Annotated in this window: 14 protein-coding genes; 2 read left to right on the forward strand and 12 right to left on the reverse strand. The window is 60.5% G+C overall.

Going from position 1 to position 12,106, the window contains the following annotated elements; translation table 11 throughout:
* Positions 1-54 precede the first annotated feature (54 nt).
* From gloA to UIB01_RS15805, 3 genes are all read right to left on the reverse strand, one after another.
* A complete protein-coding gene (gene gloA / locus UIB01_RS15795) occupies positions 55-447 on the reverse strand; it encodes a lactoylglutathione lyase (protein WP_038662505.1) in 393 nt (130 codons plus the stop codon).
* A 95-nt stretch (positions 448-542) separates the two neighbouring features.
* Positions 543-1,760 (reverse strand): argininosuccinate synthase, encoded by a 1,218-nt coding sequence (locus tag UIB01_RS15800; RefSeq protein WP_003282967.1) that lies wholly within the window; start codon positions 1,758-1,760, stop codon positions 543-545.
* Positions 1,761-1,847: 87 nt separating this feature from the next.
* Complete coding sequence (locus UIB01_RS15805) at positions 1,848-2,738, reverse strand: flagellar protein MotY (protein ID WP_038662508.1); 891 nt, start codon at positions 2,736-2,738, stop codon at positions 1,848-1,850.
* Positions 2,739-2,901: 163 nt separating this feature from the next.
* Here UIB01_RS15805 and pyrC point away from each other — a divergent pair, with 163 nt between their 5' ends.
* Both pyrC and rnt read left to right on the forward strand, forming a co-directional pair.
* The gene (gene pyrC / locus UIB01_RS15810) at positions 2,902-3,945 is read left to right on the forward strand and encodes a dihydroorotase (RefSeq protein WP_038662511.1); all 1,044 of its coding nucleotides are present in this window, start codon (positions 2,902-2,904) and stop codon (positions 3,943-3,945) included.
* A complete protein-coding gene (gene rnt, locus UIB01_RS15815) occupies positions 3,942-4,616 on the forward strand; it encodes a ribonuclease T (protein ID WP_038662516.1) in 675 nt (224 codons plus the stop codon). Before pyrC ends, rnt begins: the two co-directional genes overlap by 4 nt.
* Before the next feature lie 103 nt (positions 4,617-4,719).
* Here rnt and thrC read toward each other — a convergent pair whose 3' ends face one another.
* The 9 genes from thrC to rpsP form a co-directional block, all read right to left on the reverse strand.
* Positions 4,720-6,129, reverse strand: a complete 1,410-nt coding sequence (gene thrC, locus UIB01_RS15820) for a threonine synthase (protein ID WP_038662519.1) — start codon at positions 6,127-6,129, stop codon at positions 4,720-4,722.
* Between the two features lie 85 nt (positions 6,130-6,214).
* Positions 6,215-7,519, reverse strand: coding sequence for a homoserine dehydrogenase (locus UIB01_RS15825; protein WP_038662522.1), 1,305 nt, complete (start codon positions 7,517-7,519; stop codon positions 6,215-6,217).
* A gap of 113 nt (positions 7,520-7,632) precedes the next feature.
* Positions 7,633-8,121: a GFA family protein gene (locus tag UIB01_RS15830; protein WP_038662523.1), complete on the reverse strand. Its 489-nt coding sequence runs from the start codon at positions 8,119-8,121 to the stop codon at positions 7,633-7,635.
* A 103-nt stretch (positions 8,122-8,224) separates the two neighbouring features.
* Positions 8,225-8,950, reverse strand: coding sequence for a thioredoxin fold domain-containing protein (locus tag UIB01_RS15835; RefSeq protein ID WP_038662527.1), 726 nt, complete (start codon positions 8,948-8,950; stop codon positions 8,225-8,227).
* Positions 8,951-9,083: 133 nt separating this feature from the next.
* A complete protein-coding gene (xerD, locus tag UIB01_RS15840; protein WP_038662530.1) occupies positions 9,084-9,980 on the reverse strand; it encodes a site-specific tyrosine recombinase XerD in 897 nt (298 codons plus the stop codon).
* A 180-nt stretch (positions 9,981-10,160) separates the two neighbouring features.
* Positions 10,161-10,511, reverse strand: a complete 351-nt coding sequence (rplS, locus tag UIB01_RS15845; RefSeq protein ID WP_015277862.1) for a 50S ribosomal protein L19 — start codon at positions 10,509-10,511, stop codon at positions 10,161-10,163.
* A gap of 42 nt (positions 10,512-10,553) precedes the next feature.
* On the reverse strand, positions 10,554-11,306 hold the full coding sequence (gene trmD / locus UIB01_RS15850) for a tRNA (guanosine(37)-N1)-methyltransferase TrmD (RefSeq protein WP_038662533.1): 753 nt from the start codon (positions 11,304-11,306) through the stop codon (positions 10,554-10,556).
* Between the two features lie 5 nt (positions 11,307-11,311).
* Positions 11,312-11,848, reverse strand: a complete 537-nt coding sequence (rimM, locus tag UIB01_RS15855; protein WP_038662536.1) for a ribosome maturation factor RimM — start codon at positions 11,846-11,848, stop codon at positions 11,312-11,314.
* A 5-nt stretch (positions 11,849-11,853) separates the two neighbouring features.
* A complete protein-coding gene (rpsP, locus tag UIB01_RS15860) occupies positions 11,854-12,105 on the reverse strand; it encodes a 30S ribosomal protein S16 (protein ID WP_003293628.1) in 252 nt (83 codons plus the stop codon).
* Position 12,106: the final 1 nt, after the last annotated feature.

The raw sequence follows: 12,106 nt of genomic DNA on the forward strand, positions 1-12,106 counted from the left end.
AACAAAAAGCCCCGAGAGGGGCTTTTTGTTATCCGCTTATTGCATGCCCGCCGATCAATCTGCGCGCTTGGGCGACAGCAATTCGATCTTGTAGCCGTCCGGATCCTCGACAAACGCCAGGATGCTGGAGCCATGCATCATCGGCCCAGGCTCTCGGGTAATCTTGCCACCGCGCGCCCGGATGTCTTCACACGCCTTGTAGACATCCTCCACCTCCAGAGCGATATGGCCGTAGCCGTCACCCAGCTCGTACTTCTCAACGCCCCAATTATGCGTCAGCTCGATCACGCTGTTGTGCGCTTCATCGCCGTAACCGACGAAGGCCAGGGTGAACTTGCCCTCCGGGTAGTCCTTGCGACGCAGCAGGGTCATGCCCAGCACTTCGGTGTAGAAGCCGATGGACTTATCCATATCGCCGACGCGCAGCATGGTATGCAGCAATCTCATGATTCAGGTCTCCTCGTTCGACAACGCTTATGGCGGTGCAGAAAGTACAACCCCGGCACGTGGCCGGGGTCGGTTGGCTCAGGCGCGCCAGCTTATCAGAACTGGGTGCGGCCCTTGCCGGCAGCGATGCGCATGCGCAGAGCATTGAGCTTGATAAAGCCACCGGCATCCGCCTGGTTATAGGCGCCGCCATCTTCTTCGAAGGTGGCGATGTTGGCGTCGAACAGCGAGTCATCAGACTTGCGGCCAACGACGATGACGTTGCCCTTGTACAGCTTCAGGCGCACTACGCCGTTCACATTGACCTGGGACGCGTCGATCATCTGCTGCAGCATGCTGCGCTCGGGGCTCCACCAGTAGCCGTTGTAGATCAAGCTGGCGTACTTGGGCATCAGCTCATCTTTCAGATGGGCCACTTCGCGGTCGAGGGTGATTGACTCGATAGCGCGGTGGGCCTTGAGCATGATGGTGCCGCCGGGCGTCTCGTAGCAGCCGCGGGACTTCATGCCGACGTAGCGGTTCTCGACAATGTCCAGACGGCCGATGCCGTTCTCACCACCAATGCGGTTCAACTCGGCCAGCACCTGAGCCGGCGTCATGTCCTTGCCGTCGATGGCAACGATGTCGCCCTTGCGGTAGGTGAGCTCGATATAGGTTGGCGCATCCGGGGCTGCCTCAGGAGAGACCGTCCACTTCCACATGTCCTCTTCGTGCTCGGTCCAGGTGTCTTCCAGCACACCGCCCTCGTAGGAGATGTGCAGCAGGTTGGCATCCATGGAGTACGGCGATTTCTTCTTGCCGTGGCGCTCGATCGGGATGGCGTGCTTCTCGGCGTAGTCCATCAGCTTCTCGCGCGAGAGCAGATCCCATTCACGCCATGGAGCGATGACCTTCACGCCCGGCTTGAGCGCGTAGGCGCCCAGCTCGAAACGCACCTGGTCGTTGCCCTTGCCGGTGGCACCGTGGGAGATGGCATCAGCGCCGGTTTCGTTGGCGATCTCGATCAGGCGCTTGGCGATCAGCGGACGGGCGATAGAGGTGCCCAGCAGGTATTCGCCTTCGTACACGGTGTTGGCGCGGAACATCGGGAAGACGAAGTCGCGGACGAACTCTTCGCGCAGGTCATCAATGTAGATTTCCTTGACGCCCAGAGCCTGCGCCTTGGTGCGCGCTGGCTCGACTTCTTCGCCCTGGCCGAGGTCGGCGGTGAACGTCACCACTTCGCAGTTATAAGTGTCTTGCAGCCACTTGAGAATCACCGAGGTGTCCAGGCCACCGGAATAGGCCAGAACTACCTTCTTAACGTCCGCCATGCCATCAGCTCCACGGGTTGTACGGAAAGCCTGCGATTCTACCGGTCATGGGCTGGCTTTTACAGGGGCGCGCCGTTGCGCTCGCACTCAAGATGAGGGGGCACCGATGGCTGTGGACGCTAACGGCGCCGCTTCACGTTGCAGGCGCAACGTGACCCGCCGATTCTTGGCGCGATTAGCCTCGCTGTTGTTGGCAACTAGCGGATAGCGTTCGCCATGAAAGCGCAACGTAATCTGCTCTTCCGGTACCCCGTTGGCGACCAGGTATTCCTGCACTGCCAGTGCGCGACGCCGGGACAAGTCGCGATTGAGCAGGCGGTTGCCGCTATTGTCCGAATGGCCGTCCAGCTCGATGCGGTTCACGCTGGGATCGGCACGCATATACTGAAGGACAACGTCGAGCCTGGCGCGCCCTTGGGCATCGAGCACTACATCGCTGCTCGGGAAGCCGATCTGAGACTGGCGAACCTGGTCGAAGTTGACCGGCAGTAATTTGGCCGTGCAGGCGCGATAGTCTTCGTAAGCCTTGCCGAAACGGGCGGGCAACAGACGAATCTCCAGCGTATCGCCGCCGTGCAGCGTGCGATGCCGAACCACAGGACTACGCCCTTCGAGCAAACCGGTTAGCAAACGTCCAGCCTGTAGCTGGGTGCTGTTGAACGGAATATCGCCACCATTCACCGATACCACGCCAAGATTGATATCGCTGCGTGACGGCTGCCAAGGTGCCGCGGCGGCGAGAAGAGTGGCCGACCCAGCGCCAAGCCACCGCTCTGGCGAGTGCAGACGGAACACCGCTTGCTCGCCGGCGCGACGGACGAACTCGCCACTGCCGAAGCCGGTGATCGGCTGCGTCAACCGGCACTCGAACTGGTCGCCTTCCACCTGCCATTGCACCCGCTCCAGCCGTGTCTGGAATGTCAGGGCGTTGGCCGGTGAAGCGAGCAGGCACAACAGTACGAGGGGGCGCAGGCGCACGATGAACTCCGAGAGGATGCGTATTCCCTCTTGGTATCGGTGCCGGGCCGGCAAACTTGAGCGCAGCGGCGCCAGCGCACCACTCCGGCGGGCGAAGGCAAGATGCCGTGCTCGGGCTTTTCCGGTAGCATTCGCGCACGTTTCGCCCGCCTGGAAAGCCCGCATGTCCGACCGACTCACCCTGCTGCGCCCCGACGACTGGCACATTCATCTGCGCGATGGCGCCGTCCTGCCTCACACCGTCGCGGACGCTGCTCGCCAGTTCGCCCGCGCCATCATCATGCCGAACCTGGTGCCGCCAGTACGCAACGCCGATGAGGCCGAAGCCTATCGCCAGCGCATCCTCGCAGCGCGTCCGGCAGGTAGCGCTTTCGAGCCATTGATGGTGCTCTACCTCACCGACAGTACCAGCCCCGACGATATCCGCCGCGCCAAGGCCAGCGGCTTCGTCCATGCGGCCAAGCTCTATCCGGCCGGCGCCACCACGAACTCGGCCTCCGGCGTCACCGCTATCGACAATATTTTCGGCGTACTGGAAACCATGGCCGAAGTCGGCCTGCCACTGCTGGTGCATGGCGAAGTCACTCGTGGGGAGATCGATATCTTCGATCGCGAGAAGTATTTCATCGACGAACAGCTGAGTCGGGTCACCACGAAGTTCCCGATGCTGAGAGTGGTATTCGAGCACATCACCACCCGCGATGCCGTGCAGTTTGTCCAGGCCGCCGGCAGCAACGTCGGCGCTACCATCACTGCGCATCACCTGCTGTACAACCGCAATCACATGCTGGTTGGTGGCATTCGCCCGCACCTGTTCTGCCTGCCGGTGCTCAAGCGCAACGTCCATCAGGAGGCCTTGCTGGATGCCGCCACCAGCGGCAGCCCCAAATTCTTCCTCGGCACCGATTCGGCCCCGCATGCGCAACATGCCAAGGAAGCCGCCTGTGGATGTGCCGGCTGCTATACCGCCCATGCGGCCATCGAACTGTACGCCGAAGCCTTCGAGCAGCGTCAGGCATTGGACAAGCTGGAAGCCTTCGCCAGCCATTTCGGCCCGGACTTCTACGGTCTGCCGCGCAACACCACGCATATCACCTTGGTGCGCGAGGAATGGAACGTGCCGGCCAATCTGCCATTCGGTGAGCAGGTCGTAGTACCGCTGCGTGCCGGTGAGCGGCTGCACTGGCGCCTGGAGGCAAGCGCATGAGTGAAGATCACTTCGAAGATGAACTCGAGGAGCACCTGCCCGGCAAACCCCGTTCGCCCATGGCTCGGCGTTTCCGTGGCTTCCTGCCCGTGGTGATCGACGTGGAGTGTGGCGGCTTCAACAGCGCCACGGACGCCCTCTTGGAAATCGCTGCCGTCACCATCGGTATGGACGAACAGGGCCTGCTCTACCCCCAGGACACCCTCTTCTACCGTGTCGAGCCGTTCGCTGGCGCCAACATCGAGCCCGCGGCGCTGGAATTCACCGGGATCAAGCTCGATCATCCGCTGCGCATGGCGGTTCCCGAGTCGCAGGCGCTCACCGATATCTTCCGCAGCGTGCGCAAGGCGGTGAAATCCGCCGGCTGCAAACGCGCGATTCTGGTGGGCCACAACAGCAGTTTCGACCTCGGCTTCCTCAACGCAGCGATCGCCCGCTGTGAGATAAAGCGCAACCCGTTCCATCCATTTTCCAGCTTCGATACCGCCACCCTCGCCGGCCTCGCCTACGGCCAGACCGTACTGGCCAAGGCTTGCCAGGCTGCCGGGATCGACTTCGACGGGCGCGAGGCCCACTCGGCTCGTTATGACACCGAGAAGACGGCGGAGCTGTTCTGCGGCATCGTCAATCGCTGGCGGGAAATGGGCGGCTGGGAAGAGTTCGACGAATAACGAGCTACCCTGAAGCAGGCCGGCAAAGGCCCACTTCAAACCTTTTCCGCCGACACAAACAAAAAAGGCCAGTCAGACTGGCCTTTTTCGTATAACCGCGGCGTTAGAGCGGCTTGCCGCGGTTGCCGTGTTGACCGACGAACTCCTGCACAGCCTTCAGCTCGTTCGGCAGCACGGCGCAGCGCTCGCTACGCTCGAACAGGTCCGCCAGGTGCGCAGGAAGCGCGAGAGCCTGGCCAATTCCTGCTTTCTCCACCGCATCCGGGAACTTCACCGGGTGCGCGGTACCCAGCGTCACCATCGGAATGCTCAGACTGCGGCGGCATTCCCGCGCAGCATGAACGCCGATGGCGGTGTGCGGATCGAGCACTTCGCCAGTCTCCTTGAAGACTTGGGCGATGGTGGTACAGGTCTGCTCATCATCTACCGCCAGCGAGTCGAACAGCTTGCGCGCTTCGGTCCAGCGATCCTCTTCCACCGAAAGCTTGCCACTGGCACGGAAGCCATCCAGCAACTCCGCCACGGCCTTGCCATTGCGACCATGCAGATCGAACAGCAGACGTTCGAAGTTGGACGACACCATGATATCCATCGAAGGCGACAGCGATGCGTGCAAGGTGTCCTTGTCGTAGCGATTGCCGGATATGAAGCGATGCAGGATGTCGTTGCGATTGGTGGCGACGATCAGCTGGTTGATCGGCAGACCCATATTGCGCGCCAGGTAGCCGGCGAAGATGTCGCCAAAATTGCCGGTAGGCACCGAGAACGCCACCGAGCGCGCCGGACCGCCGAGCTGCAGCGCAGCGTGGAAGTAGTAGACGATCTGGGCCATGATCCGCGCCCAGTTGATCGAATTGACTGCAACCAGCCGGGTACCCTTGAGGAATCCCTGATCGGCGAAGCTGGCCTTGACCATCTCCTGGCAGTCGTCGAAGTTGCCTTCGATGGCGATATTGTGGATGTTCTCGCCGGCGATGGTGGTCATCTGCCGACGCTGCACTTCCGAAACGCGCTTGTGCGGGTGCAGGATGAAGATGTCGACGTTCTCGCAACGACGGCAGCCTTCGATGGCCGCCGAACCGGTATCGCCGGAGGTCGCGCCCATGATCACCACACGCTCGCCACGCTTGGCCAGCACGTAATCGAGCAGGCGACCAAGTAGCTGCAGGGCAAAGTCCTTGAACGCCAGCGTCGGGCCGTGGAATAGCTCTAGCACCCACTCGTTGCCGTTCAGCTGGCGCAGCGGGGCGATGGCGCTGTGGGCGAAGACCCCATAGGTCTCTTCCAGGATTTTTTTGAAGTCGGCATCCGGAATGCTGCCGGCAACGAACGGGCGCATGACCCGAAAGGCCAGCTCGTGGTAAGGCAGGCCGGCCCAGGAGGCAATTTCTTCCACAGTGAAGCGCGGCAGGTTCTCCGGTACGTACAGGCCGCCATCGCTGGCCAAGCCAGCCAGCAGGACGTCTTCGAAGTTCAGAGCCGGCGCCTGGCCGCGGGTGCTGATGTAGCGCATTTGTTCAAACCTTCGGTTCGAGCGGCAGGCTGGTGCTGCAGGTATCAGGCTGTCCTTTGCCTGCAACGTGCGGCCTGCGGCTTGGTTAGTTGAGCTGTTCGACGCGAATGCGTACGACCTTGTCCGCCACATCATCGAGGGCCTCGAGTGCCGCGATGGCATCGTCGATACGCTGCTCGACCACGCGATGAGTCACCAGGATCACAGGAACCAGGCCGTCTTGGACCTCGGCTTCTTTCTGCATGATCGACTCGATGTTGATGCCACGCTCGGAGAGGATGGTCGCGACCTGAGCCAGCACGCCCGGATGGTCCTTGGCCTGGATGCGCAGGTAATAGGCACTCTCGCAGGCACTGATCGGCAGAATCGGATGATCGGATAGCGAGTCGGGCTGGAACGCCAGATGCGGCACGCGATTGTTCGGGTCGGTGGTCAACGCTCGGGTGACGTCGACGAGATCGGCCACCACCGCCGAAGCGGTTGGCTCCATACCGGCACCGGCACCGTAGTAGAGCGTGCTGCCGACCGCATCGCCATTGACCATGACGGCGTTCATCACGCCGTTGACGTTGGCGATCAGGCGGTCGGCCGGAATCAGCGTGGGGTGGACGCGCAATTCGATGCCGGCATCGGTGCGACGGGCGACGCCCAAGTGCTTGATGCGATAACCCAGCGCCTCGGCGTAGTTCACATCAGCCGTGGTCAACCGCGCGATGCCTTCGGTGTACGCCTTGTCGAACTGCAGCGGAATGCCGAAGGCGATGGAAGCCAGAATGGTCAGCTTGTGCGCGGCATCGATGCCTTCGACATCGAAGGTCGGGTCGGCCTCGGCATAACCGAGCTCTTGGGCTTCCTTGAGCACGTCCTCAAAGGTGCGTCCCTTTTCACGCATCTCGGTGAGGATGAAGTTGCCGGTGCCATTGATGATGCCGGCCAGCCAGTTGATCCGGTTGCCAGCCAGCCCTTCGCGAATCGCCTTGATGACCGGGATACCACCTGCGACCGACGCCTCGAAGGCCACGATGACGCCCTTCTCGCACGCCTTGGCGAAGATCTCGTTGCCGTGCACTGCAATCAGCGCCTTGTTGGCGGTGACCACATGTTTGCCATTCTCAATGGCTTTGAGGACGAGTTCCTTGGCCAGGGTATAGCCACCGATCAGCTCGACGACGATGTCGATTTCGGGATTGTTCACGACATCGAAGATGTCGGCGGTAATGGGTGTCGAACCGGTGTCGCACTTGGCATTCGGATGACGGGTGGCAATCTGCGCAACCTCGATTCCGCGCCCGGCACGGCGGGCAATCTCCTCGGCGTTGCGTTTGAGCACATTGAAGGTACCGCCACCGACGGTTCCCAGCCCACAGATGCCAACTTTCACCGGTTTCAAGCTGAACTCCCCATTCACAGCGAAACGACCGGACCTGCCGATCGACAAAAGAGTCGCACATTACGAAGCGAGCAGCTTTTAGTCAATCAACCGTGGCCTTGCGGCTAGCACGATCAACCGCCAAGGCCCAACCGTTGATGCCATTGCGCAAGCGACTCGTCCGGATACTCCGCAAAACAGCGATCACGCGCTTGTACCTGCGGCTCCACCCAACTTGCTCTTGAGTCGAGCATCAAATGCGTATGCTCTGGCGGTACGGGCAATTCGGTGTCGATGGCAGAGGCAAACGGGTGCACCAGGTCAGGCCAGCTCGGGTCCCACAACCACAGCGCACTGGCGCAAACGCTGCAGAAATGTCGACGCCCTTCACTGATGCTGATTTCGCCCGTTTCGGGATCGACCAACCGCGCCTGGTAGACGGTGAGATGCTCGCGCCCCTCGACATGCAAGGTGCGATAGTCGCCGCCGAGATTGATGGCATAACCACCGCCACCCGCGGTCTTGCGGCAAATGGAGCAGTAGCAGCGCATGAACGGATAAGGCTGAGCGGATTCAAGACTGAACCGCACAGCCTGGCAGTGACAGGAACCTTCGAGCTTCATTGCGACCCACCTCGTTCAAACCTGTTGGGCTGAACACGATAGGACGCCTAGCTGCACCATGAGCCATTGGCCCAAGACAATCGGACCAATGGCCCTGGCAACATCACTCAGCAGCGAGCGCCACCTCAGCCAGCTGGGTCGCTGGCTGATAGCCGGGGATCATCTGTCCATTGGCCAGAACGATCGCCGGAGTGCCCTGCACGCCGATCATCTGGCCAAGCTGATATTGCTTGGCGATGGGTGTATCGCAGCTGGCTGCTGGCAGATCCTCGCGAGCCTTGGCCTTGTTCATTGCCTCCTGCCGGTCCTTGGCGCACCAGACGCTGGTCAGCGTATTGGCCCCATGACTACCCATGCCCTGTCGCGGGAAGGCGACATAACGAACCTCGACACCGAGACGATTCAACTGCGGCACTTCGCTGTGCAGCTTCTGGCAATAGCCACAGTCGGTATCGGTAAATACCGTGATATGCGTCTTGGGATCCTTGGGTGCAAACACGACCATTTCATTCGCAGGGATCGCATTGATCTGTTTTGCGACCGACTTGCTCTGCGCCTGCTCGGTCAGGTTGACGGCCTGACCGTCCTTGAACTGATAGAGATAGCCTTGAATCAGAAACTGACCATCGCCACTGGCATACAGCTGCCGACCACCCTCCAGCTGAACCTGATAAACACCAGGCATCGGGCTTTCAGCGACCGCCTCGATAGGCATATCCGGCTGGATCTTCTGCAGTGCCTGACGAATTGCCTGATCCGGATCAGCGGCCATTGCAAGGGTGCTGACCAGACCGACGGCGGTGGCAGCAAACAAACGAATCACGCCCATGGAAACTCCTGGCAGCGACGATCAAAGGAAGGCGCAAAGACTACCATAGCCATCCTGCGCAAACGCTGACTGCTTCTCCGACAGGCGCGACCGGACGCTGCCGCCAGCGCTGGAGCCATAGCCAGCGAATGCGCTACCCGCGCGGATGATGCTCCGCATGCAGCTCCTGCAGCCGCGCACGAGCAATGTGGGTATAGATCTGCGTGGTCGAAAGATCGCTGTGGCCGAGCAGCATCTGCACGGTACGCAAATCCGCACCATGGTTGAGCAAATGCGTGGCGAAGGCGTGGCGCAGAGTGTGCGGCGAGATCGACGTAGCGATACCAGCAACCTTGGCGTGCAGCTTGATTCGGTGCCAAAAGGTCTGACGTGTCATCTGGTCACCACGCTGACTGGGAAACAGCACATCACTGGCCTTGCCGGCGATTAAAAGTTCACGCCCTTCGCGCTGGTAGCGCTGCAGCCAGTGCAACGCCTCATCACCCAGCGGCACCAACCGTTCCTTGTTGCCCTTCCCGAACGTGCGCAGCACGCCTTGGCGCACGCTGACCTGCTCTAGTGTCAGACTGATCAGTTCGGTGACGCGCAAGCCACAGGCATAGAGCACCTCGAGCATGGCGCGATCACGCAGCCCCAGCGGATCGCCAACATCTGGCGCAGCCAGCAGCGCCTCGACATCGGCTTCGGACAGAGCCTTGGGCAATGGCCGCCCGAGCCTGGGCAGATCAATGCGCAAGGTCGGATCGACGGCAATCTCGCCTTCTCGTAGCAGGTAGCGATAGAAGCCACGCAAGCCGGAGAGGAATCGTGCGGTAGAGCGCGCCTTGTAACCATTGTTCAGGCGCCATGCGAGATGGTCGAGAATGATCTCGCGTCCGGCCGCAGCAAGCCGGACGCCTCGCTCATTCAACCAGCCGTTGAACAACGCAAGATCGCTGCGATAGGCCTCGCGGCTATTATCTGCCAGCCCTTTTTCCAGCCAGAGAGCATCGAGATAACGGTCGATAACGGGATCGTCTAGTGCGGACATGACAGCTTCAATGAGAGGAGCATGTGAACTTTCACGATAGGCCCGGCGAAGCCTGGTCCAAACGCCCGTAGGCAAAAATCCCTGACACCAGGCCGCAATTACTATCGCCCAGATCAAATACCACCAGCCAGAAACGAAAAAAGCAGCCCGCAGGCTGCTTTTTCTTTCGGAAATGCGGTCTTAGACCAGCTTTTCCTTGATGCGGGCGGCCTTGCCGGACAGCGCGCGGAGGTAGTACAGCTTGGCCTTGCGCACATCACCGCGACGCTTGACGCTGATGCTATCAACCATCGGGCTGTAGCTCTGGAAGGTACGCTCAACGCCAACACCGTTGGAGATCTTGCGAACGGTGAAAGCGCTGTTCAGGCCGCGGTTACGCTTGCCGATCACGACGCCTTCGAAGGCCTGAAGACGCTGACGCTCGCCTTCCTTAACCTTTACCTGAACGATAACGGTGTCACCCGGCGCGAACGGCGGGATTTCTTTGGTCATCTGCTCGGCTTCGAGCTGCTGAATGATCTTGTTGGTCATGCTGTGCTCCTAAGGTCAACCCACCGGGTTGCCATCGATACGTTAACTATCGTCCCGCTGGCGGATGTATTCCGCCAGCAGCTTCTGTTCTTCTCCAGAAAGCGAGCGGCTATCCAGAAGATCGGCGCGTCGCTCCCAGGTCCTTCCAAGGGACTGCTGCAAGCGCCAGCGTCGGATGTGTTCGTGGTTGCCGCTGAGCAGCACCTCAGGAACACATTTACCCGCATACACCTCAGGTCGCGTGTAGTGCGGACAGTCGAGCAGGCCGTCCGTAAACGAATCCTCCTCGGCGGAACCAGCATGACCAAGGGCGCCCGGGAGCAGCCTGGTCACGGCGTCGATCAGCACCATTGCCGGCAGCTCGCCACCGGACAACACGTAATCACCGATCGACCATTCCTCATCCACGTGCGCCTCGATGAAGCGCTCGTCGATACCTTCGTAACGTCCAGCGATAAGGATGAGCGCATCCTCGTTCGCCATTTCACGGACATCAGCCTGTTTCAGCTGACGCCCCTGCGGCGACAGATAGATCACCTTCGCCGTCTCGCCCGCGGCTCGTTTAGCGTCAGCCAAAGCAAGCTCGAGCGGCTTGATCTTCATCACCATGCCCGGACCTCCGCCGAATGGGCGGTCGTCCACGGTCTGGTGGCGGTCTTCGGTGTAGTTTCTGGGGTTCCAGCAGCTCAACTGCAACAACCCCTGCTTCACTGCACGACTGGTAATCCCGTAGTCACATATCGCTGCGAACATATCGGGAAACAGGCTGATGACTTCAACGCGCAAAGCGGCCATGCCGTTCAGAAATCCGCGTCCCAATCGACCTGCATCTCGCCCGCTTCCAGATCGATCCTCAACACGCACTGATCGGTATATGGCAGCAGACGCTCGCGATCATCCAGGCTTCCAGCGCAAGGCTTTACAACCAGAACGTCGTTAGCTCCGGTTTCTAGCAGGTGATCTACCTGACCGAGCACTTGCGCGACCTGATTGATGACCTTCAAGCCCTGGAGCTGATACCAGTAGTACTCACCGTCGTCCAAGTCGGGCAGTTCGCTGCGCGGAATGCAGATCTCGAAATCGGCGTAGGTACGCGCAATTTCGCGATCATCCAAACCCTTGAGCGTTGCCACCAGAATCTTTCCCTGGAGGCGCCCCTTGATCAACTCGACCTGCTTGACCTCGTCACCTCGCCTCAGCGTCCAGCGTCGATAATCCAGCAGGTTGTCGATCGGATCGGTAAAGGAATACACCTTTACGTCACCGCGCACGCCATGCACCGAAACGATCTTGCCGATGACAACCAGGTCATCGACCGGAGCAGACGTTGCGTTCATGCGATTCAGGCAGCGGCCTTGGCAGCTTCCTTCAGCAGCTGAGCAACACGCTCAGACGGCTGTGCGCCCTGGCTCAGCCAGTAGGTGGCGCGCTCCTGGTTTACAGAAAGCTTCACTTCCGCACCAGTGGCGATCGGATTGAAGAAACCGATGCGCTCGACGAAGCGACCATCGCGCGGATTGCGGCTGTTGGTCACGGTCAGGTGGTAGAAAGGGCGCTTCTTGGAGCCGCCACGGGCGAGACGAATAGTTACCATG

Origin of the sequence: Stutzerimonas decontaminans, from assembly GCF_000661915.1 — a bacterium.
GTDB classification, from domain to species: Bacteria; Pseudomonadota; Gammaproteobacteria; order Pseudomonadales; family Pseudomonadaceae; genus Stutzerimonas; species Stutzerimonas decontaminans.

Bases quoted from the DNA above. Each gene is read 5' to 3' on its own strand.
- gloA (WP_038662505.1), bottom strand. From the start codon at position 447: ATGAGATTGCTGCATACCATGCTGCGCGTCGGCGATATGGATAAGTCC.
- UIB01_RS15800 (WP_003282967.1), bottom strand. From the start codon at position 1,760: ATGGCGGACGTTAAGAAGGTAGTTCTGGCCTATTCCGGTGGCCTGGAC.
- pyrC (WP_038662511.1), top strand. From the start codon at position 2,902: ATGTCCGACCGACTCACCCTGCTGCGCCCCGACGACTGGCACATTCAT.
- rnt (WP_038662516.1), top strand. From the start codon at position 3,942: ATGAGTGAAGATCACTTCGAAGATGAACTCGAGGAGCACCTGCCCGGC.
- thrC (WP_038662519.1), bottom strand. From the start codon at position 6,129: ATGCGCTACATCAGCACCCGCGGCCAGGCGCCGGCTCTGAACTTCGAA.
- UIB01_RS15830 (WP_038662523.1), bottom strand. From the start codon at position 8,121: ATGAAGCTCGAAGGTTCCTGTCACTGCCAGGCTGTGCGGTTCAGTCTT.
- UIB01_RS15835 (WP_038662527.1), bottom strand. From the start codon at position 8,950: ATGGGCGTGATTCGTTTGTTTGCTGCCACCGCCGTCGGTCTGGTCAGC.
- xerD (WP_038662530.1), bottom strand. From the start codon at position 9,980: ATGTCCGCACTAGACGATCCCGTTATCGACCGTTATCTCGATGCTCTC.
- rplS (WP_015277862.1), bottom strand. From the start codon at position 10,511: ATGACCAACAAGATCATTCAGCAGCTCGAAGCCGAGCAGATGACCAAA.
- trmD (WP_038662533.1), bottom strand. From the start codon at position 11,306: ATGGCCGCTTTGCGCGTTGAAGTCATCAGCCTGTTTCCCGATATGTTC.
- rimM (WP_038662536.1), bottom strand. From the start codon at position 11,848: ATGAACGCAACGTCTGCTCCGGTCGATGACCTGGTTGTCATCGGCAAG.
- rpsP (WP_003293628.1), bottom strand. From the start codon at position 12,105: ATGGTAACTATTCGTCTCGCCCGTGGCGGCTCCAAGAAGCGCCCTTTC.